This window comes from Chryseobacterium sp. sg2396 (genome assembly GCF_042610505.1).
Taxonomy (GTDB): domain Bacteria; phylum Bacteroidota; class Bacteroidia; order Flavobacteriales; family Weeksellaceae; genus Chryseobacterium.
In genome coordinates, this window is record NZ_JBHGAQ010000005.1 from 219,913 (window position 1) to 240,737 (window position 20,825).

Here is a 20,825-nt window from a genome sequence, read left to right on the forward strand (position 1 = left end):
GTTTTCGCGCTGATTACCCAGTGTCTTTTTGCGCAGAACTATCCGGACGGCCTGTCCGACGGAACATTACACGTGAATTCCGCGAATGTCCCCGTAAAGATCTATTCCACTACGGAAATCCAGGATCTTAATGAATTTGCCGATAAGCCTGTCAAGGAAAACGTTCTGGTTATTTTGAATGAATCCAATTTTGAACCTGCATATATAAATTACAGTACGGCGACTCTAGCCAAATATAAATTGGTACATTACCAGTTCCTGGATAAGAATTTCAGACTGATCGACACACCTGCTACCAGCGAAAACCTCAGCTCCTTTAAATATGCCGTTAAAACGCAGAAGCCAATTGCAGAAGCTGACCAGGTAAGCCTGGACACGCCTTTCAAAATCTGGGATCCTTCAAAAGGTATTCAGCTGGGTCCGGTTACCCTGCATTTTTACAGCCTTATGTTCATTTTCGCTTTCGGTTTCGGCTATGTGCTGATGAGCAGAATTTTCAAGATCGACAACGTGAACCAGAAATACCTGGAGCCGCTTTTTACGTGGACCCTTATCGGAACGATCCTCGGTGCAAGAATGGGGCACGTTATTTTCTACCAGCCGGAACTTTTCAAAGAAGATTTCTGGAGTGTGTTCCTGCCGATCAGTACAAAAAACGGACTGAAATTCACCGGGTTTTCCGGACTGGCCAGCCACGGAGCAACGATTGCGCTGATCCTTACAACCTTGTATTATTCATTTAAAATCATCAAGAAGAATCCGTTATGGGTATACGACCGTTTGGGAATCGTGGTCTCCCTGGGCGGAGCATTTGTGAGATTGGGAAACTTCTTCAACTCGGAGATCATCGGAAAACCGGCCGACCCGAACTCTCCTTTTGCCTTACTTTTCCCACAGCAGAGCAGTGAATACGGGGTGACGGTTCCGCGTTATCCGTCCCAGTTGTTTGAAGCTTTCGGATATGTATGTCTTTTTATCCTGTTATGGATTCTCTATAGAAAAACCAATAAAAAATACCAGCAGGGATGGCTGTTCGGATTGTTCTTCATCATTCTCTGGGCGATCAGATTCTTTGTGGAATTCCTGAAGGAGCCTCAGGGTGACGAATTCATCCAGTTCGGCGGACTTAATACCGGACAGGTATTATCCATTCCATTTATGATTGCAGGAGTCATCATCATGGTTGTTTCCAAAAAGTTCAGGATCACCCAGGCTGAAAACGAGAAGCCGGAGTAAGTAAATCCAACATAAAAAAAGCAGATCTGTATGGTGCAGATCTGCTTTTTTATTTGAACTCAATTTGGTTAGCCAAGATACTTATCTGTTTGCTGGAAAAGACATTATTTGCAAACTGGGAAACAACTTATGTATCCTGACGATTCCGTGAATATCGCTGTGGGAAATTATTACAAAGCCTTTACTGCCAAACTGTTTAGCTCCTCAAAAACATTTCCGAATTCATGAATGACATCAGTCGGAAGCATCGATTCCTTGGAGTACTTCTCCGACGCAGAATCTGCAGCCCGGCCATGAAACCATACCCCTAAAACAGCAGCTTCTTCCGGCGTGTAATTTTGTGCAGAAAATGATGCAATAATTCCGGTTAGGATATCACCGCTTCCGCCTTTTGCCAGTCCGGAATTTCCTGTAATATTATAGAATACCTTTCCGGCAGGGCTGATGATCTGGGTACGATGGTCTTTCAGTACGATATAAATATGATGTTCCCGGGCTTTGGTTATGGCACGCTCCACCCTTTTGAAGGAATTTCCGGTAGGCCCGAACAGCCTTTCAAATTCTTTCGGATGAGGCGTAATGATAGATTCTTTCGGAATAAGCTTTATATTTTTTGGGTCCTGAGAAATGATATTCAGTGCATCGGCATCCAGAATCAAAGGTTGGGAATATTCTTTTAGAAAAGCAAGAAAAGCTTTCGCAGTTTTTGGATCGGTTCCCAAACCAGGCCCAATTCCGCAAACCGCATTTTCATCAACTTCAATATGATCGATCACATCCGTCCCGCCTTCGATAAACATGGCTTCCGGATTGGAGATCTGCAAAATATCACAGCCGCACTTCGGGGCAAGGGCAAAGGTAAGTCCTGCTCCTGTTTTAAGTGCAGCCCTTGCAGCGAGTACGGCGGCACCCATTTTACCGATGCTCCCCCCGACGATAATCACTTTTCCGTAGGTACCTTTGTGGGAAAACTCTTCTCTCGGCCTGAAAATCTGCTTTACGGCCTTATCATTCACAACATAATTTTCCGTTTCTGCTTCGGCAATATATTCTTCACTGATATTAATATCCAGGATTCTTACTTTCCCCGCATATTTTCCTGTCTCCGGATGAAAAAAGGTTTTTTTCCAAAGCTGAAAGCTCAGGGTATAATCAGCTTTAAAAATAACAGCACCCTCCGGCGAGACCGCATCTGCAAATAGTCCCGAGGGAAGATCAATGGAGATTTTGATATTATGGGTATTATTAAGAAATTCCACCAGCTCTTTAAACTCGTCTTCCAGCGGGCGCGATAATCCGGTTCCGAAAAGTGCATCGATGATTACTGTCCTGCTGTCGAAACGGTAGTCCCGGACTTCTTTGAATTCCTTTATGGAAATCCCTGAAATTTCTTTCAGTTCGCGGAAATTAATTTGGGCATCGGAAGAAAATTTAGCCTTGGAATTGGTAAATACATCGATATCAAAACCTTTCTGGTACAACATCCTGGCAATGGCAAAACCGTCGCCGCCGTTGTTACCGTTGCCACAGAAAATGGCAAAATTCCGGTGGTTCTTACAATTTTCCGAAATCCATGTTACACACGCTTCTGCAGCCCTTTCCATAAGCTGTATAGAAAAAACAGGCTCATGCTCTATCGTATATCGATCCCCCTTTTTAATTTGCTCTGCTGTCAAGATTTTCATATGTGAAATGCTATTAGTGTATCCCAAGCAATTTACGAAAACTAATGCTAAAATAAAAAGGATCGGGAAGTGAATAAAATAATTATTTTAAAAAATATGTAACGGAAAATCTCTATTTAAAACAAAAGAAATTATTTTTTTTGTATCTTAAACCTTTAATTTTAAACAATAAAAACAAAAAATATAAATTATGGGATTTGTAAAAGAATTTAAAGAATTTGCCTTTAAAGGAAATGTCCTCGACCTGGCAGTCGGAGTGATTATCGGTGCAGCATTCAGTGCAATTGTAAAATCATTTGTGGATGATATTATTACTCCCCTGTTGCTGAACCCGGCCCTTGAAAAAGCCAACGTAAAAAATATTGCAGAACTTTCCTGGAACGGCGTTAAATATGGAAATTTTCTTTCGGCAATACTCAGTTTCCTGATCGTAGCTTTTGTCTTATTCTTGCTGATCAAAGGAATCAACAGCCTTAGCAAAAAACCTGAAGAAGCTCCGGCTGTACCGGCAGGACCAACCGAAGACCAAAAATTATTAATGGAAATCAGAGATTTGCTGAAAGCCAAAAATAATCTATAATAATAAAGCACTTCATTTTGAAGTGCTTTATTATTATACTGGTGAAAAATTTCTTTATTGAATCTGTAAAATACTGGAAATCTGCTCTGCCAGCGATAATCCGATCCTGTCCTGCGCTTCAAGTGTAGAAGCACCCGTATGAGGAGTCATGGAAATCTTCGGATGGGTAAGGATCTCCTTGGAAGGCGTTGGCTCATTGATGAAAACATCAAGTCCTGCAAATTTCACTTTACCCGAATCCAGCGCTTCAATAAGGGCCGCTTCATCAATAATCCCTCCTCTTGAGCAGTTTATCACCGCCACACCGTCTTTCATGATTTCAAATTCTTTTTTTCCGATCATGTAACCTTCCTTCTGGGCCGGAACGTGAAGCGTAATAAAATCCGAATGTTTCAGCACGTCCTGAAGCGGTTCCGTTTCAATATCTACATTGATAAACTGGTTGTTGTAAAATTTCACTTTGATGCTTGCTCTTCCTACATTGCTGTCTGCTGCGATTACCCGCATTCCCAGACCAAGAGCAATTTTAGCAACCTCCTGCCCGATTCTTCCCATACCGACGATCCCGATGGTTTTACCTTTCAGCTCGATTCCTGCGGCATAGGCCTTTTTAAGGCCGGCAAAATCGGTATCGCCTACCAACGGCATTTTTCTGTTGGAGTCCTGCAGAAATCTTGCACCTGAAAAAAGATGGGCAAACACCAGCTCAGCAACGGATTCCGAAGAAGCCGAAGGCGTATTGATCACATGAATTCCTTTTTCCCGGGCGTAGTCTACATCGATATTATCCATTCCTACACCTCCTCTTCCAATAATTTCGATCGAAGGACAGTTATCGATGATGTCTTTACGCACCTGGGTGGCACTACGCACCAAAATCGTACGGATCTTATGTTCGTTAATGTAATCCAACAGCTGTTCCTGAGGAACTTTTGTGGTTATTACTTCAAACCCTTTTTCTTTTAATGCATCAATGCCGGATTGATCCAGCCCGTCGTTTGCTAAAACTTTCATAAAACTTTTTATTGATTTAATATTTGAAAAAAACGAACGTTAATCCTGCTGCTGCAAGATTTAATCGTTTAATCTTTACGGTAAATTTTTTATTCCTCTTCTTCCCTGAATACTTCAATCGTAACCTGCTTTTCCACAAGATCGGTAAATCTGCCTTTGTATCTTGTAGCGCGTACCAAATGGTTGTCTATCCAATGGTAATTTCCGCCTCTCGGCTTTCCGCACAATACACTATGGTATTTGAAACCATGCTTATCCAGCCAGTCGATGGTAATCTGCTTAAGATTTTCGGTTCTTGAAGTGAAGAAACAGATCTGGTGGCCTTCGTCGTACCATTTGTTGATGGTTTCCAGGGCATCCGGAAAAGGCTCACAGGTAACCATTCTTTCAGGTTCCTCGTTCGGAACGTCTTCAGTAATGGTTCCGTCGATATCGATTAAATAATTTTTTACGCCGTCCTTCAGAATCGGACTCAAGTGATCTATGTATTCTAATTCCATCATAAAAATTTGAATCACAAAGTTAGGGTTTTTACTGCAAAAAGGCTTGTTAATCTTGCTTTATATTAAATTCTGCCTGAAAAAACATTTATTTCATAAATAATATCGGCAATCATCCTGTTTTAAATATTTTATCTGAAATTTTTGTTTTTGCGCCATTACTGAGGCTTTTGAAATCATTTAATATGGTATTTTGCGGAACTCAAATATAGAATTACCTATGAAAATTCACCCGCCAGCTATGGGAATTTGTACACTTATTCTCTTTTCATGCAGCAAAAACGATAAAAAGGAAGAAGCAGTCTTGAAAAATTCTGATACCATAGCAGGTACTCCGCCTGAAAAAGATCATACTCCGGTTGAAGAAATTAAAGAGCAGGCAAAAACGGAAACCTACCGCTTAATCACCGAATCCAAAGAGACTCCCGGAATAATCGAGGGTAATGATATTGCAAAACTTTCTGAACCCTTGAAGGCGATCGCTGCTTTATACAGTGGTCTAGGAGGTTCAGTTGTGAAGATGGGAACTGCGGCCTTACAACGGCTTTGGGACTTGGAAAACAGGGTTCGCAGCCACAGAAAGACCTGGTGAAAAAATGGTTTCGGAAAGATGCAGCAGCAGAACAATTGATTAAGCAGGATTTTTACCAGATGCCAAATTCTTCTTCCAATTTTTCGGATTTCCGGTTCCTGACTTTCGAACAGAAAGGAGATACGGTAACGGTAAATTATAATTTAATGACTTACAGCCATGGAGAGATCGACTATATCCAAGGGCCGGACAAGTTTGTCATTAAAGGAAATACGATAGAAACCCTTCACCGGAATATCTGGAAAGACATAAAGTAATCACAACAAGTTGTTTGTCTTTTGGAAAACGGTTTTTTTTAAAGCAGAAGGAGCGATCCGTAACAGTTATCTTTGGTAATCGACAAAACCCCGATTATTCAAAAAATATGATGTTTTACCAAAAATTTCCAAAATACATTTATTACACTTACATTTGTAGAAATGGAAGAATTCGTAGTTTTAGTAAATCCCGAAGATAAAGTTCTTGGCCTTATGGAAAAGCAGCAGGCCCATGTTAATGGCCTGTTGCACCGTGCTTTCTCCGTATTCTTATTTAACAGGAACGGCGAAATGCTGCTGCAGAAAAGGGCTTCGGGTAAGTACCACTCTCCGTTGAAATGGACCAACGCCGTCTGTTCGCATCCAAGGGAGGAAGAAACCTATCTTGAAGGGGCTAAAAGAAGGCTGAAAGAAGAACTCGGTATCGATACGGAACTGACGGAAAAATTCAATTTCATCTATAAAGCGGACGTCGGCAACGGACTTTGGGAACATGAGCTCGACCACGTTTTTACCGGTATTTTTGAAGATGAGTTCCAACTGAATACCAACGAAGTGGAGGAAGTACGTTACATTTCCATGGAAAACCTGGATAAAGAGATGACTGAAAACCCGGAACATTTTACGGAATGGTTCAAGATTATCCTGGAAGAATACAAACACCATTTTTCAGACCGATGAAAAGATTAACTGCAGCCATGTTGATTTTTATCGGATCATGGGTATTTTCCCAGTCGGTTCCGACAAAAGTCTATGAAAACGACAACTACTCCATCACACTCCCCGAAGGCTGGAAGGTAACGGACGACAGCAATATCATCAATATTTTTCCCGGCAATGAAGTTGGTGCGATTACCATCTCGGAATACCACGACCTGAACCTCCCGAGAACGGAAACCAAAAAATTCATCCTTGCTTTGTATAAATCTTCGGATGAAGAAAGTAAGATCAAAACCAAGAACGGAAAGAAAGGATACACCGAGTACCTGTATACATATTTTGACGAAAAACAGAAGCTGGTCTGGACCACCAAAGTCCTGCAGAAGGATAAAGATCTCTTCCTGGTTACCATCAACTGCGGACAGAAATACTGGAACGGGAATTATATGAAGCTTTTCAACGAAGCTTTCGACAGTTTTAAAATAAAGAAATAAATATAAAATTAAACATGAAGAAAACAGCATTGTACGACAAGCACGTATCTTTAGGCGCTAAAATCGTACCTTTCGCAGGATTTGAAATGCCTGTACAATACTCAGGAGTTACCGAAGAACATTTTGCCGTAAGAGAAAAAGCAGGCCTGTTCGATGTTTCCCACATGGGACAGTTTTTCATTGAAGGAGCGGGTTCCAAAGAACTTTTGCAGTATGTGACCACCAACAATGTAAATGCGCTTGAAAACGGTAAAGCTCAGTACTCTTGCCTTCCGAACGAAGACGGAGGTATTGTAGATGACCTGATCGTATACAAAATGGAAGACGATAAATATTTCGTGGTTGTCAATGCTTCAAATATAGATAAAGACTGGAATCATATTTCCAAATACAACACATTCGGGGCCAAAATGACAAACGCCTCAGACGATATGTCATTACTAGCTGTTCAGGGTCCGAAAGCAACGGAAATCCTTCAGAAACTGACGGAAAGCAACCTTTCCGAAATTCCTTATTATAACTTCACCATAGGTTCCGTGGCTGGGGTAAACGATGTCATCATTTCCAACACCGGCTACACCGGAAGCGGAGGTTTTGAAATCTACTTTAAGAATGAAGATGCCGCAACCCTTTGGGATGCCATCATCGAAGCAGGTGCTGAAGAAGGAATTATCCCTTGCGGTCTGGCTGCCAGAGATACCTTACGTCTCGAAAAAGGATTCTGTCTGTACGGAAACGATATCGACGACACCACTTCCCCGATCGAGGCCGGCTTAGGATGGATCACGAAATTCGATAAAGATTTTGTTTCCAAAGAAACGTTTGCCCAGCAAAAAGAAGAAGGCGTTACCCGAAAATTAGTCGGTTTTGAATTAACTGACAAAGGCGTTCCAAGACACGACTATCCTGTGTTAGATGCCGAAGGAAACGTGATCGGAAAAGTAACTTCCGGTACCCAGTCGCCGATGAAAAAAGTAGGCTTGGGTCTTGCATACGTAGACAAACCACACTTCAAGCTGGGTTCTGAAATCTTCATCCAGGTAAGAAACAAGAATATTCCGGCAAAAGTAGTAAAAGCACCTTTTGTATAACGGAAATTTAAATCTAACAGCCGTTCTGTATCATTGCAGGACGGTTTTTTTATGCTGTTTTCAGCAACTGGCATTTTTCTTGTGCAATATTCTACTCAAATATCATCGTATGAAAATTCTGAAAAAAACAGCAGCCTTCGGGATCCTTTTATTCGGTATGCATTTCGCCAGTGCCCAGGCACGCACCAACAGCCAGAGCACCGGTACCATCACTGTAGACGGTGTAGGGCAGACAAAAACCTATTCTTCGGATGGAGGAACGGCAGTAATCTCAGGCGTGAAGAACATCATTACCATCAATGGATACGTCTCACGGCTGGAAGTGTCAGGTTCCGGAAATACAATCTATACCGACAAAATTTCCCGGATCTCCGTGGAGGGAACCAACAACAAAATCTTCTATACGACCGCGCCCAATAAAAACGGTAAACCCTCCGTATCTTCCAGCGGCGTAGGCAACAGCGTCCGTAAAAAATAAAACAATTTCAATCTTTAATAAAATAGCTCCGGTTTTCTTGACCTCTGGAGTTATTTATTTTAACATGGGATTTCACGACTGATTTTCAGGAGCTTGATCCGGCTATCCTCTATATCTTTTTTGTTTTTACAGCTTTTGGACTTTAATAATCAAGGTCCGGCCAAAAAACAAAAAAGGATGCCGTTCCTATCCGGGCTAGGATGATCCAGCCTGTCTTTAGACTATAGGCCTCCGGAGACGCTCGTTTCGTGCAGCAAAGCCCAACGGGTTTTGAAAACCCGTTAGGTTAATCACCCCTTCGTTACAAAATTTTTCTCTGATTGAAACTGCAATCGCAGATCTTAAAAAAACCTCATAGGTTTCGAAAACCTATGAGGTTTATATTTAGTCTGTCATCAATCTTTCATTCCAAAAAATGCCCTCAATTCTTCCAGATTCTTTTTGTCATTCCCGACAAAAATCCGGTCTTCCGTGATAAAAACCGGACGTTTCAGGAAGGAATAATGATCCAGCAAAAGATTTTTGAAATCATTTTCCGTCAGTGTTTTTACATCCAGCCCTCGTTGCTTGATCTGAGTAGACTTTTTGCTGAACAGTGCTTCATAAGACTTTGTTTGCACATACATTTCGGCAAGTTCATCTTCCGTCACCGGATCTTTCTTTATTTCCCGGATTTCCCATCCGGTAAGGTCGAACTGAGCAAGGATCTTTCGGCAGGTATCACAGGTTTTGAGGTAAAATACTTTTTTCATTTATTTTCAGGAATTTATTTACATTTCGGTTTTCAAAAGTAAGATTTAATCCAAACTTTTAAAAATTATAAATACCTTTAATCAAATTTTTACAGGATGGATAACAAACCGGTTACCTTTCAGTTTATTTCAGAACCTTCGGACGTGAATTACGGAGGCAACGTCCATGGCGGAAGCGTCATGAAATGGATCGATCAGGCAGGATACGCCTGCGCCACAACCTGGAGCGGAAATTATTCCGTAACGGTTTACGTTGGCGGAATCCGTTTTTATGAGCCGATCAAGATCGGGGAAGTGGTAAAGGTAGAAGCGCAGGTAATTTATACCGGTTCTTCGAGCATGCATATTTCCATTAATGTATCGTCGAGAAACCTGAAACAACCGACGTTCGATAAGAAAACCCACTGCATTATTGTTTTTGTAGCAGTGGACGAAAACGGCAAGAAACTTCCCGTTCCCAAATGGATTCCGGAAACTGAAGAGGAAAAACAAAAGGAGCAATATGCCATCCGGCTGATGGAACTCAGGACACAGATCGAAGACGAAATGAAGCCGTTTTTATAGTATGCAGCGAAAAGATTTCATCCAACTTTCGTCGCTGGGACTATTAGGTTTATATGCCTGCGGAATTTCTAACCTTTCAAGCAATACAAAGACATTGGCCATTCAATTATACACTGTTCGTGATGCTCTTTCCGAAGACCTGGAAAAAACACTGGAAAAGCTCGCCGGATTAGGTTTTACCCGCCTGGAAATCTACGGTTATAACAGAACCTTTTTCGGGAAATCCCGAAACGAATTTCAGGAGATCCTGAAAAATACCGGAATGAAAGTCATCAGCTCCCACCACACTACCGGAATCCTTCATCATGATCCCGGAACCCTGCTGAACGGATGGGAAAAATCGGTGGAAGACCTTTATGACATCGGTGCAGAATATATGGTCTGCTCTTATCTTTTTCCGGAGGAACGTACTGCGGACAACTACCGGAAGCTTCCGGAACTTCTGAACAAGTCGGGGGAAACTGCCCGTAAAGCAGGAATTCGGTTCGCTTACCACAATCATGATTTTGAATTTGAAAAACTTGATGAAACGGAAACGGTTTATGATTTTATTTTAAAAAATTCTTCCCCGGATGTTGTTAAAATGGAGCTCGACCTCTACTGGATGGCAAAAGCAGGGATGGATCCGCTGACCTATTTTGAAAAATACCCGAAGCGTTTTCCGCTCTGGCATGTGAAAGACATGAAAGCCGGGACAAAGGATTTTGCAGAAATAGGAAACGGAAGCATCGATTTTGAGCGCATTTTTAAAGCCCGAGAAAAAGCAGGGCTGAAATATTGGTTTCTGGAACAGGATACCAGTGATAAGGATATGTTTGAAAGCATTACGATAAGCCGGGATTATATTCTGAAAAACGATTTTTTTCTGAGGAATATTTAATGGGCATAATTACTGGAATTCAGAAAATTAAGAGAGATGACAAAAATTTTCTGGGTTAAAATTTAAACATCTTCTAAGAGTCTGTTTAAATTTACCTTTTATATTTTAACATTAAGAATTTAAGCTATTTTAGCTTAAAAAAATAATATGTCGGTTGCCCTGCGATATTCAATAAAATCAATTGAAATCATTGTATTAAAGTGAAGAATAAACAAAGTTTATTTAATTCAGAAAATTAAGAGAAATGACGGAAAGTTTGCTGAATTAAAATTTAAACATCCTCTAAGTCTTGTATTTTTAATTCAAACTATCTAAAATTATTTTTATCTTTGCATTACAAAAGGAAATGGTGTTCTTCCTTCCCCAACCGCCTCGTTTCAAACGGGCTGATGACGCCTGATTAATAGATTATCAACCATAATTTGATCAGGAAAACTATGTCTAAACTTCAGCGCACTTTAAGCACATATCTTCAATTTCATATAAAATTCTTTTTCAGGAAATACCCATCGCTTCCGTATGTCATTAAATGGCTTTTGATCAGCAGTATCATCGGCGGCCTGGTCGGAACTGCTTCAGCAGGTTTTTTAATGTCCCTGCAATGGGCAACGGATTTCCGGGAAAGCCATATCTGGATCGTTGCTTTTCTTCCGTTAGCCGGTTTTCTGGTGGGTGTACTTTATCACCATTTCGGAAAAAATGTGGAAGCAGGGAATAATCTGTTGCTGGAAAACATTCATGAACCCAATGACACGATCCCTTTGAAAATGGCTCCGTTTGTGTATTTGGGAACCATCGTTACGCATTTCTTCGGTGGTTCGGCAGGCCGTGAAGGAACAGCCCTGCAGATGGCCGGAGCGATTGCCGACCAGCTCACCAAACCCTTCAGGCTTGATAAAAATGAACGCAAAGTCCTGCTTATTTCTGCAATGGCCGCAGGATTCGGTTCGGTTTTCGGAACTCCACTGGCCGGAGCCGTCTTCGGACTGGAGGTTTTTCTCATCGGAAAGATTCGTTACAATGCTATTTTTCCGGCTTTTGTAGCTGCCATTTTAGCGGATATTGTTACGAATCTCTGGAAAGCCAAACACACGCATTATCACATTGATTTTATTCCGAAGCTTGAATTTCTTCCGGTTGCCTACAGCATTCTTGCAGGCATTGTTTTTGGAATCTGTGCAGCAGCATTCAGTAAACTACTCCATAAAACCGATTTCTTTTTCAAATCCAAAATAAAATATCCGCCGCTGCGTCCCGTAATTGGGGGAATACTCGTTGCCGCTGCTGTTTTTGCGATGGGAACCACCCGTTATATCGGATTGGGAATCCCTGCTATTCTGGAATCTTTTGACCAGTCCCTCCCTTTTTATGATTTTGCTTTGAAAATGATTTTCACCATCATTACGCTTTCCGCGGGTTTTAAAGGCGGAGAAGTAACTCCGCTGTTCTTTATAGGAGCCACCTTGGGAAGTGCCTTATCCTTAGTAATCTCGCTTCCGTACGGTTTATTGGCAGGAATGGGATTTGTGGCAGTTTTTGCAGGAGCAACCAATACCCCGCTGGCCTGTATGCTGATGGGCGTTGAATTGTTCGGCGCAGAATGCGGGGTTTACGTAGCGATTGCCTGTGTGGTATCCTATCTCTTTTCCGGAAATAACAGCATTTATACGAAACAAAAAATCGGGGAAGCCAAAAACATACGATCCGAACATCTGGTCGATAAGAGTTTTGAAGATGTATAACAGATAAATGATGAGTGATGAATTATGAGTGATGAGTGATGAATGTTTGTTTTGAATAAGCCATTTGATTTTAGGCAGCCTGCTCTTTTAAGCACAGGCGGCTTTGTGAACCTTAAAGAAGCATCATTCCGGAAATATCTTCGCGAGCTTTGTACTCCATTAGCCGACAGCAGATAACAGGTCGTCCCTACGGGGCTATATTAATATTTTTATTTACAACTATTAACAGGCAGCTCCTACGGAGTTTTTATTCCGCTTCCGTTCTTCAATGGTCTGTTCAAAAATTTTGGTTTCATCGCTCTTATAAGCACCTGCGGCTTTGTGAACCTTAGAGCAGCAAGATGGTAACAAACTCTTCGTGAGCTTCGTGTTCCATCGGCGGACAGCAGATAGCAGGTCGCCCCTACGGGGCTTGATTAATATTTTTATTCATCTATGAACAGGCAGCTCCTACGGAGCTTTCAGTCCGCTTCCGTTCTTCAAAACATATCATATTGTTCAAAAATTCTGGTTTCACCGCTCTTATAAGCACCTGCGGCTTTGTGAACCTTAAAAACAACATCATAATAAAATCCTCCGTGAGCTTCGTGTTCCATCGGCGGACAGCAGATAGCAGGTCGCCCCTACGGGGCTTGATTAATATTTTTATTCATCTATGAACAGGCAGCTCCTACGGAGCTTTCAGTCCGCTTCCGTTCTTCAAAACATATCATATTGTTCAAAAATTCTGGTTTCACCGCTCTTATAAGCACCTGCGGCTTTGTGAACCTTAAAAACAACATCATAATAAAATCCTCCGTGAGCTTCGTGTTCCATCGGCGGACAGCAGATAGCAGGTCGCCCCTACGGGGCTTGATTAATATTTTTATTCATCTATGAACAGGCAGCTCCTACGGAGCTTTCAGTCCGCTTCCGTTCTTCAAAACATATCATATTGTTCAAAAATTCTGGTTTCACCGCTCTTATAAGCACCTGCGGCTTTGTGAACCTTAAAAACAACATCATAATAAAATCCTCCGTGAGCTTCGTGTTCCATCGGCGGACAGCAGATAGCAGGTCGCCCCTACGGGGCTTGATTAATATTTTTATTCATCTATGAACAGGCAGCTCCTACGGAGCTTTCAGTCCGCTTCCGTTCTTCAAAACATATCATATTGTTCAAAAATTCTGGTTTCACCGCTCTTATAAGCACCTGCGGCTTTGTGAACCTTAAAAACAACATCATAATAAAATCCTCCGTGAGCTTCGTGTTCCATCGGCGGACAGCAGATAGCAGGTCGCCCCTACGGGGCTTGATTAATATTTTTATTCATCTATGAACAGGCAGCTCCTACGGAGCTTTTAGTCCGCTTCCGTTCTTCAATGGTCTGTTCAAAAATTTTGGTTTCATCGCTCTTATAAGCACCTGCGGCTTTGTGAACCTTAAAAACAACATCATAATAAAATCCTCCGTGAGCTTCGTGTTCAAAAAGCATTACTCCCAGAATGACAAAAACCTCCCGGAAGATCCGAAAGGCTTTTGCGTATTAAATGTGGAAATGTTTAGTTCTAATCGAGACAAGCTCTTATATAGCATCGTTACAAGTGTAAACCTGCGGACAAGCGATGTACTGAACACAGTAAAATGGTCCCGTTACAGATCCTGAACAGCTGCATCCGCATTTTGAAAGATCCGGCGTTCCGCTTATTCCCCCTGTGATGTTTCTAAGCTCTGCTTTTTTTAGCTTTTTCGCGTTTTTTAAAAAATTGTGCATTGTGATTGGTTTTTAAATTAAACAATTTGGTAACGTTTCAAAGTTAAACAAATATTAATTATTCAAAGCATAATTTAATATGAAATTTGATAATTTATTTATCTTGTTCCACTTATTGACCGTATAACGTAAAAGTTGTTTTAAATATTTCTTAAACACCGGAATTTATTCTACGAATTCCAGGTCTTTATCATGCGTTTCCGAAACGGTAAGAGCTGAATAAAACGCCAGCCCGAAGACAATGGCTCCCACCATGGCAGCACTTATGATTACGGAAAAATCTTTCTTTAAAACATCAAATGCAAAGATCATCACCGGAACCAGCCCGCGTACCATATTCGGGACGGTAGTGGTAGCTGTGTTTCTGATATTTGTACCGAACTGCTCGGCGGCCAGCGTAACGAACATTGCCCAATATCCTGTTCCGAGCCCCAGCCAGACGCAGAACATATAATATTTCGTTTCCGAGTTCGTATTTCCGAACAGCATGATGGCTACCCCGACAATGGTAAAGGCAAGCATATAAAAGATAGCCATTTTCCGGGATTTCAGAAGATGCGAAATAAACCCGCTGGCAAGGTCACCAACAGAAATACCTATGTAAGCCCACATAATCGCCTTCCCTGGATTAAGACTGGCAATGCCCATTTCCGGTGCAAACTGATTGGCCAATACGGCTAAAATCCCAATGCAATACCAGGTAGGCAACCCGACGGCAATGCATTTTAAATATCGGATCAGACGGTCTTTATTGGTGAAAAAGGAAAAAAAATTTCCCTTGGAAACCGATTTATGTTCAATGTTTTTATAAATCCCGGATTCGGAGACACTGATTCTCAGAAAAAGCAGCATGATTCCCAGCACACCGCCGATGAGATAAGAAATATTCCACCCGCCTGCCAATTCTACCGTAAGTTGCGCCACCACTGCTCCCATCAGGCCGAAACCGGCTACAACGGACGTCCCGATAGCTCTTAAATTCTTCGGCAGGCTTTCGGAAACCAGGGTAATTCCGGCTCCGAGTTCTCCGGCAAGGCCAATCCCTGCAATAAATCGCAATCCGGCGTACTGGTATACCAGATGCTCTTTTGGGAAATGAGGCAGGAAACCGCAGGCAATATTAGCCAGAGAATAAACGAGAATGGATCCGAACAGGACTGAAAGCCTTCCCTTTTTGTCTCCGAAAATCCCCCAGAAAATCCCGCCGATCAGCAGGCCGACCATCTGGGCATTCAGGATAAAGGTTCCGTCCGTATCCGGATTAAGCCCCAACGCTTTCAGACTGGGAATCCGGACAATGCCGAACAGCAGCAGATCATAGATGTCTACAAAATAGCCCAAAGCGGAAATGATTACGGGGATTGAGAAAATATATTTCAGTTTTGAAGAGGAGGAGAGTTCCTGCATGGTAATTTTAAATTTGACTAAAAATAAAAATTAATTTCAATCCTGCGGTATTTTAATTTCGAATTAAAGTAATTTAATTAAAAAACAATGATACATTGATATTTTTAATTTTTAAATCAATGTCTCGGGACTTTCTTCTACTTTTTCAGCGGTAAAGTTAATGCTGCCTTAAAATTTTTAAAAGAATTTAAAAACCTCTTTTTTAAATCAAAAAAAATATTTAACATTGTAAAAAAGTTAACGAATAATTGTTTCCAACAACAGAATATCTTTATGTTCAGGGAACTTATCGTATAAAGTGAGAATAATAAAATTCCGGGCTTTCTTACATTATTATGACTAGCTAGGAACCGAAATATCTAAACATGGAGTATGCTGTAGTACGTAATACAGCCGAAAGATGGATAAATAAGCCTGCAGGTGGCACCAATAAAGATCTAACGTGTCTAAACTTTGATCTGATTATTAACTACAAAACTTTAAAAATGAAAAAACAGCTAAAGTCCTTACAAGGCAAGAAATTAAATTCTAATGACATGATTTCCGTAAAAGGAGGAAAAAAGGCGCTTGAACCTACTAAAACGATGGTTCTTACGAACAGTAACGGGCATACCTCAGATGACGGATCAACGGATGATTCAGACTGGGCTTCCGGTTCAGATTTGTAAGGTATGACTATCCTAAAAAAAGCAGAAAGCCAATTCTTATTGGCTTTCGTTTCTTTAGTCCTGCTGGCCTCATGTTCAGGTTATAGCGCGACGGCCTCCGATTGGCATAATGAGAATGACAATTACAGTTATTTGTTTACCAGTAACAATCATGATATTAAATTTCACAGTTATGGCGGACGATATTTAGCCCATAGGATATTTTACCGAAAGTATGGAGAGCTCGTTTTTACTTATTATGACCGGTTAAGACAAATTAAAAAGGAAAAAGGCAATGATGTGTACTACAGCCTGTTTGTCGTCAAACATATTCCTGAAGAAGTACGTCGGAAAAATGATACGGTAACGGTGAAGCTTTACAACAAGGAAGTCATCAGCTTCAGCGAAAATGACAGGAAAGGAAGGAAAAAAATCTACAAAAGGTATTTTACTTTCGGTGATACGAATTACCTGTTTGTCGGGGAATATAAAAGATTTTATAAAGACCAGCCTGCGATTTATGAACGTCATATGTCCCAGGAAATGGAAGGATTGGAATTATGAGCGAAATTTTAATTATCTCAAAAGCGGATTTTGAACTGACTACCAACAGCGTATGCGACTGGCTGAACCATTACGGGGTTCCTTTTATAAGGTTGAATGTGGACCGGATTGCCGATCCTTTGTATTATGAGGTATTTATAAATCTGAATGGTCATGAGCTGGAAATTTTTGATAAGGTTAATAGCAGAAAAATCGATCTTAAAAAGATAAAGGTCGTGTGGTGCCGAAGGTTTATTGATATGGTGTACGAACAGGTCGTCACGCAGGAAAAGGAGATCGATGGGAACGTCATCAGGTTTGCCAAATTCCATGCTGCTGAGCGAAACCGGTTTTTAAGGATTCTTTATGACTTTTATCCGGAATGGAAATGGTTCGATTATTATAAGGATTCTCTTAAAATCGATAAGATTGAAGTTTTAAGACTGGCGAAAAAGCATGGCTTAACGATTCCTGAAACCTATATTGCCAACAGCCGCGAATCTTTACGGAAAATTTCAGATCTGAAGAAAAACCTCATTACCAAGCCGATTTTCGAGGGGGTTACGTTCTCTGATTCAAGGGGAATGTACGGTACCCATACCCAACCGGTTAAAAAATGTGAGATCGACGTATTCACACCGTCTCTGTTTCAGGAGAACATCCTGAAAAAGTTTGAACTGAGAATATTCTACCTCAGCGGTAAGTTCTATCCGATGGCCATCTTTTCATCGAAAAGCAGCCGGACCCGAACGGATTTCAGGAACTACGATATCTTCAATCCGAACCGGTGCGTACCCTATCATTTGCCACAGGCCATAAAAGAAAGCCTGACTGATCTGATGAATGATTTACATCTTTCTTCCGGCTCTATCGACATGATTAAGCATGTGGACGGAAGATATATTTTCTTAGAAGTAAATCCTGTAGGTCAATTCGGGATGGTTTCCCAGCCGTGCAATTATTATCTGGAAAAAGAAGTGGCAGAATTTTTAATACAACAGAAAGAAAAAGAATATGCCTGATCATATAAAAAAGATTATTGAGAAGAATAAAGGATCTTATATCATAAGAAATCTCAATGCGCTGTTCAGCCCGAACGAGAAGCTTCCGGATTACCGGGATTCCAATATCAAATCGTCTCTCCAGAACGGCTCCGGAATCTATGTAAGTAAAAAATTTTATAAAAAAATATCGAAGTTTTGACCTCACAAAATATAATGCATAAGCTCTATGCCGATATTATTCCCGTAAAAGGATATTCGCGCTCGATCCTGTTTGATATGACTAAAAACAGGTACTGGTATATTCCCAACGAATTATATGACATTCTCACCCAGGATATTGATTTTGAAAATTTGCAGGCACTCTATCCTGAAGACCGTAAAACAGTAAAGGAATATAAAAGGTTTTTACAACAGCACGATCTTATTTTCAGGATATCCGATGATGAAACAGTTGCCTTTCCACCCATTGACATGAAATGGCATATCCCAGGCAGCATTAGCAATATGATTATCGATGTGGATTCTGAAACGTCCTTTGCCTCACTGTCGAAAATAGATAACGAAATAGGGAAATTAGGCGTTGAAGCCATACTCTTCCGCTGCTTTTCAGAAAAAAGGCTGCGGGAACTTAAGAAATACCTCATTTGCCTGAGCGATAATCCTAACAACAGGTTGCGTGATATTCAGCTTGAAATCAGCATTCAGGGAAAATCAAATTCGAAAAGGACAACAGCTGACTTAAATGAAATTGCAAAACTGCCGATCGTCAGTACGGTCACCATTTATACTTTAAATAAAAAACTGTTAACTGCTCCGGCAGAAGACAGTAAAATCCAAGTTTTGAAAAAATCCGTTACAGGACCCAAAAACTGCGGGACCATACAGGGAAACATTGATTCAGTAAACCTCGAAATTATTTCGGAGTCCATGCATCATAACTCCTGCCTGAACTGCAAACTTTCGATCGACAGTTCCGGGAATATAAAAAACTGCCCTTCCATGAAGCAGAGTTTCGGAAATATCGAAAATACAGGTTTGGAAAAAAGCCTTCTTCATAAAGATTTCAGACGATACTGGAACCTGACGAAAGACGACATTGAAGGCTGTAAAGATTGTGAATTCCGGTATGTCTGCACGGACTGCAGAGCTTACACCGAACGCACTCATACAGACAAAGACGGCCTGGACATTTCAAAGCCATTAAAATGTGGCTATGACCCGTACACAGGCGAATGGGAAGATTGGAACACCAACCCCTTAAAACAAAAAGCAATTCAATATTATGAAATGGAAAAATATAGTTAAAGTACTGCTCTTTGCAGGTTTACTTTCTAACTCGGTGTATGCACAAAGCTATAAGATCGATTACCGGATGAACTTTAAAACAGACTCCCTGTCTGAAGAAATGCAGATGAAGGATATGGTTCTGCTGATTAAAGGTAAAGAATCAAAATTCTACTCCCGGGATCAGTACCTGAACGATTCATTGGTCATTGAAAAGGAAAAAGCCGGAGCGGAAGCACAAAAAAAATACGATTATCAGTTTATGGTTATCAAAGATTACAGACAAAAAAAGATTTACCGGTTCACTGTTTTGCTCAGGGATCTGTACAGAATTTCAGAAAAGAGCACAAGCTTTAAATGGGAAATCACCAAAGACACCAAAAAAATCGGGGATTATACCTGCCAGAAGGCAATGCTCCTCTATTCCGGCCGTACATGGGAAGCATGGTTTACCACAGATATTGCTTTGCAGAACGGTCCTTATGTATTTGACGGACTTCCCGGACTGATCGTCTCCATGAAAGATACCAAAAACAATTATGAATTTTTGCTTGCTGCAATCCGGAAAGATAAAAGTATCGATATTGCTTACTTCTCTACCAAACCTTTAGACATCAACCGCAAACAGTGGGTTAAAGTTCAACAGGACTATTACAACGATCCGTACCGGGAAATGAAGTCAGGAAATGTAAAAGCAGTCTGGCAGGATGCCAACGGGAAAAGATTCGTACCGAATTACAAAGAATTAACGAAAACAGAACAGCAGTACATGAAGAAACACAACAATCCCATAGAACTGGCCGATGCTATCCAATATCCTTAAATGATAAGAGATTTATTCTCTAACAGATGGCAGCCAGCTAACAGCAAAATAAGACAGGCATCCTATCGGGATGCTTGTTTTTTTTTAATATTATCGAATATATTCTTCAACCTGGATACGGAGAAAAGATAGGCGTAACGTCCCATCAAATATAAGGGGAGAGGAATAGCAAAGTACATTTGCGGCAGAAGAGCATCGTGATCATAAGACCGGATGAAATCCGGTTTAATAAAAGCGGACGACAATCTAACTGAACGTGAACCCGAAATAGAAAATAGAGCAAAAGGCTGGAAGAAGGAAGCCGGATGCCGGAAGTTTCTTCTGTTAAAATATTGCCAGCGGTCTTACAAATTAAATGATCTTATTTGTTGTATTGTATCAAGAAGAAGATCCCGGTGATATTTTTTCTTTTTTATTTATTAAATCGTTGAAAATAAACCAAATACCATCACTTTTACGTTAACTTATTTGAAAAAAAATGTAATACACAGGCTCAAAGGCGAGGCTATTGATATCACCCTTTCAGGGCTGGATGAACGCTCTAGCGGATTTAAAATATTGAAAATTATTTAAGTAATGTAAGTTTGATGTAAAAATAGAATTGCTTATGTGACATTCAATTTAATATATTTCATAAATTACGTCGGGTTTAGCACGACACGAAAATTGCAATTCCAAATTGGCTTTAGCCAAAATGCATTGTAGATTTTGGCTAAAGCCGCTCATTATCCGACATAGGATAAATGGGCTTCCTTCGAAAGGCTCAGGATGACATTGCCCATTTTTATTGAAATTTGAATAATTTATGTATACCGAACTCACGTTATCAAATTAAACA

At 40.8% G+C, this 20,825-nt stretch carries 24 protein-coding genes and 1 riboswitch; of the genes, 17 read left to right on the forward strand and 7 right to left on the reverse strand.

Translation table 11 applies throughout. From position 1 onward, the window contains the following. Positions 1-369 precede the first annotated feature (369 nt). On the forward strand, positions 370-1,236 hold the full coding sequence (gene lgt, locus ACED20_RS07545; RefSeq protein WP_345767813.1) for a prolipoprotein diacylglyceryl transferase: 867 nt from the start codon (positions 370-372) through the stop codon (positions 1,234-1,236). 170 nt (positions 1,237-1,406) lie between these two features. Here the strand turns inward: lgt and ACED20_RS07550 are convergent, their stop codons facing one another. Beyond that, complete coding sequence (locus ACED20_RS07550; protein WP_294294237.1) at positions 1,407-2,921, reverse strand: NAD(P)H-hydrate dehydratase; 1,515 nt, start codon at positions 2,919-2,921, stop codon at positions 1,407-1,409. Positions 2,922-3,111: 190 nt separating this feature from the next. Here ACED20_RS07550 and mscL point away from each other — a divergent pair, with 190 nt between their 5' ends. Beyond that, positions 3,112-3,501, forward strand: a complete 390-nt coding sequence (gene mscL, locus ACED20_RS07555; protein ID WP_294202363.1) for a large conductance mechanosensitive channel protein MscL — start codon at positions 3,112-3,114, stop codon at positions 3,499-3,501. A 54-nt stretch (positions 3,502-3,555) separates the two neighbouring features. Here mscL and ACED20_RS07560 read toward each other — a convergent pair whose 3' ends face one another. Together ACED20_RS07560 and ACED20_RS07565 are read right to left on the reverse strand one after the other, a co-directional pair. After that, positions 3,556-4,515, reverse strand: a complete 960-nt coding sequence (locus ACED20_RS07560) for a D-2-hydroxyacid dehydrogenase (protein ID WP_294241732.1) — start codon at positions 4,513-4,515, stop codon at positions 3,556-3,558. A gap of 89 nt (positions 4,516-4,604) precedes the next feature. Further along, positions 4,605-5,015, reverse strand: coding sequence for a phosphoheptose isomerase (locus ACED20_RS07565; RefSeq protein WP_294202384.1), 411 nt, complete (start codon positions 5,013-5,015; stop codon positions 4,605-4,607). Positions 5,016-5,256: 241 nt separating this feature from the next. Here ACED20_RS07565 and ACED20_RS07570 point away from each other — a divergent pair, with 241 nt between their 5' ends. From ACED20_RS07570 to ACED20_RS07595, 6 genes are all read left to right on the forward strand, one after another. Next, positions 5,257-5,607, forward strand: a complete 351-nt coding sequence (locus ACED20_RS07570) for a hypothetical protein (protein WP_294316629.1) — start codon at positions 5,257-5,259, stop codon at positions 5,605-5,607. Then, complete coding sequence (locus ACED20_RS07575; RefSeq protein WP_294241726.1) at positions 5,604-5,864, forward strand: hypothetical protein; 261 nt, start codon at positions 5,604-5,606, stop codon at positions 5,862-5,864. The genes ACED20_RS07570 and ACED20_RS07575 overlap by 4 nt, the downstream gene beginning before the upstream one ends. A 162-nt stretch (positions 5,865-6,026) precedes the next feature. Continuing rightward, positions 6,027-6,545: an isopentenyl-diphosphate Delta-isomerase gene (idi, locus tag ACED20_RS07580; protein ID WP_294202367.1), complete on the forward strand. Its 519-nt coding sequence runs from the start codon at positions 6,027-6,029 to the stop codon at positions 6,543-6,545. Then, positions 6,542-7,018 (forward strand): hypothetical protein, encoded by a 477-nt coding sequence (locus tag ACED20_RS07585; RefSeq protein ID WP_294202369.1) that lies wholly within the window; start codon positions 6,542-6,544, stop codon positions 7,016-7,018. The genes idi and ACED20_RS07585 overlap by 4 nt, the downstream gene beginning before the upstream one ends. A 14-nt stretch (positions 7,019-7,032) precedes the next feature. Then, positions 7,033-8,109: a glycine cleavage system aminomethyltransferase GcvT gene (gene gcvT / locus ACED20_RS07590; protein WP_378104077.1), complete on the forward strand. Its 1,077-nt coding sequence runs from the start codon at positions 7,033-7,035 to the stop codon at positions 8,107-8,109. 109 nt (positions 8,110-8,218) lie between these two features. Next, complete coding sequence (locus ACED20_RS07595; protein WP_294241724.1) at positions 8,219-8,587, forward strand: DUF3060 domain-containing protein; 369 nt, start codon at positions 8,219-8,221, stop codon at positions 8,585-8,587. A gap of 395 nt (positions 8,588-8,982) precedes the next feature. Here ACED20_RS07595 and ACED20_RS07600 read toward each other — a convergent pair whose 3' ends face one another. Then, positions 8,983-9,339 (reverse strand): arsenate reductase family protein, encoded by a 357-nt coding sequence (locus ACED20_RS07600; RefSeq protein WP_294202374.1) that lies wholly within the window; start codon positions 9,337-9,339, stop codon positions 8,983-8,985. 96 nt (positions 9,340-9,435) lie between these two features. On the opposite strand from ACED20_RS07600, the gene ACED20_RS07605 reads away from it, so the two are divergent. From ACED20_RS07605 to ACED20_RS07615, 3 genes are all read left to right on the forward strand, one after another. Then, positions 9,436-9,903, forward strand: a complete 468-nt coding sequence (locus ACED20_RS07605; protein ID WP_294202375.1) for an acyl-CoA thioesterase — start codon at positions 9,436-9,438, stop codon at positions 9,901-9,903. A 1-nt stretch (position 9,904) separates the two neighbouring features. Beyond that, the gene (locus tag ACED20_RS07610) at positions 9,905-10,783 is read left to right on the forward strand and encodes a sugar phosphate isomerase/epimerase (protein ID WP_294241722.1); all 879 of its coding nucleotides are present in this window, start codon (positions 9,905-9,907) and stop codon (positions 10,781-10,783) included. 333 nt (positions 10,784-11,116) lie between these two features. Then, a riboswitch (Fluoride riboswitch) is annotated at positions 11,117-11,189 on the forward strand. A gap of 31 nt (positions 11,190-11,220) precedes the next feature. Then, entirely contained in the window at positions 11,221-12,525 is a 1,305-nt protein-coding gene (locus ACED20_RS07615; protein WP_378104079.1) for a voltage-gated chloride channel family protein, read from the forward strand. 1,313 nt (positions 12,526-13,838) lie between these two features. Here the strand turns inward: ACED20_RS07615 and ACED20_RS07620 are convergent. From ACED20_RS07620 to ACED20_RS07630, 3 genes are all read right to left on the reverse strand, one after another. Then, on the reverse strand, positions 13,839-14,000 hold the full coding sequence (locus tag ACED20_RS07620) for a hypothetical protein (RefSeq protein ID WP_378104080.1): 162 nt from the start codon (positions 13,998-14,000) through the stop codon (positions 13,839-13,841). Between the two features lie 90 nt (positions 14,001-14,090). Further along, complete coding sequence (locus ACED20_RS07625) at positions 14,091-14,279, reverse strand: hypothetical protein (RefSeq protein ID WP_294202380.1); 189 nt, start codon at positions 14,277-14,279, stop codon at positions 14,091-14,093. Positions 14,280-14,444: 165 nt separating this feature from the next. Then, positions 14,445-15,686 carry an MFS transporter gene (locus ACED20_RS07630; protein WP_294293306.1) on the reverse strand — a complete coding sequence of 414 codons (1,242 nt, stop codon included), beginning with the start codon at positions 15,684-15,686 and terminating at the stop codon, positions 14,445-14,447. 485 nt (positions 15,687-16,171) lie between these two features. On the opposite strand from ACED20_RS07630, the gene ACED20_RS07635 reads away from it, so the two are divergent. The 6 genes from ACED20_RS07635 to ACED20_RS07660 are packed head-to-tail and all read left to right on the forward strand — an operon-like array spanning position 16,172 to position 19,987. Then, positions 16,172-16,354 carry a hypothetical protein gene (locus ACED20_RS07635; protein ID WP_146941859.1) on the forward strand — a complete coding sequence of 61 codons (183 nt, stop codon included), beginning with the start codon at positions 16,172-16,174 and terminating at the stop codon, positions 16,352-16,354. A 3-nt stretch (positions 16,355-16,357) separates the two neighbouring features. Then, a complete protein-coding gene (locus tag ACED20_RS07640; RefSeq protein WP_294202412.1) occupies positions 16,358-16,897 on the forward strand; it encodes a hypothetical protein in 540 nt (179 codons plus the stop codon). Continuing rightward, a complete protein-coding gene (gene gwsG / locus ACED20_RS07645) occupies positions 16,894-17,898 on the forward strand; it encodes a grasp-with-spasm system ATP-grasp peptide maturase (RefSeq protein ID WP_294202411.1) in 1,005 nt (334 codons plus the stop codon). The genes ACED20_RS07640 and gwsG overlap by 4 nt, the downstream gene beginning before the upstream one ends. Then, positions 17,891-18,079, forward strand: a complete 189-nt coding sequence (locus ACED20_RS07650; RefSeq protein ID WP_294202410.1) for a hypothetical protein — start codon at positions 17,891-17,893, stop codon at positions 18,077-18,079. The genes gwsG and ACED20_RS07650 overlap by 8 nt, the downstream gene beginning before the upstream one ends. 14 nt (positions 18,080-18,093) lie before the next feature. After that, entirely contained in the window at positions 18,094-19,185 is a 1,092-nt protein-coding gene (gwsS, locus tag ACED20_RS07655) for a grasp-with-spasm system SPASM domain peptide maturase (protein WP_294202409.1), read from the forward strand. Continuing rightward, positions 19,163-19,987, forward strand: coding sequence for a GLPGLI family protein (locus ACED20_RS07660; protein ID WP_378104082.1), 825 nt, complete (start codon positions 19,163-19,165; stop codon positions 19,985-19,987). Before gwsS ends, ACED20_RS07660 begins: the two co-directional genes overlap by 23 nt. Positions 19,988-20,825 lie beyond the last annotated feature (838 nt).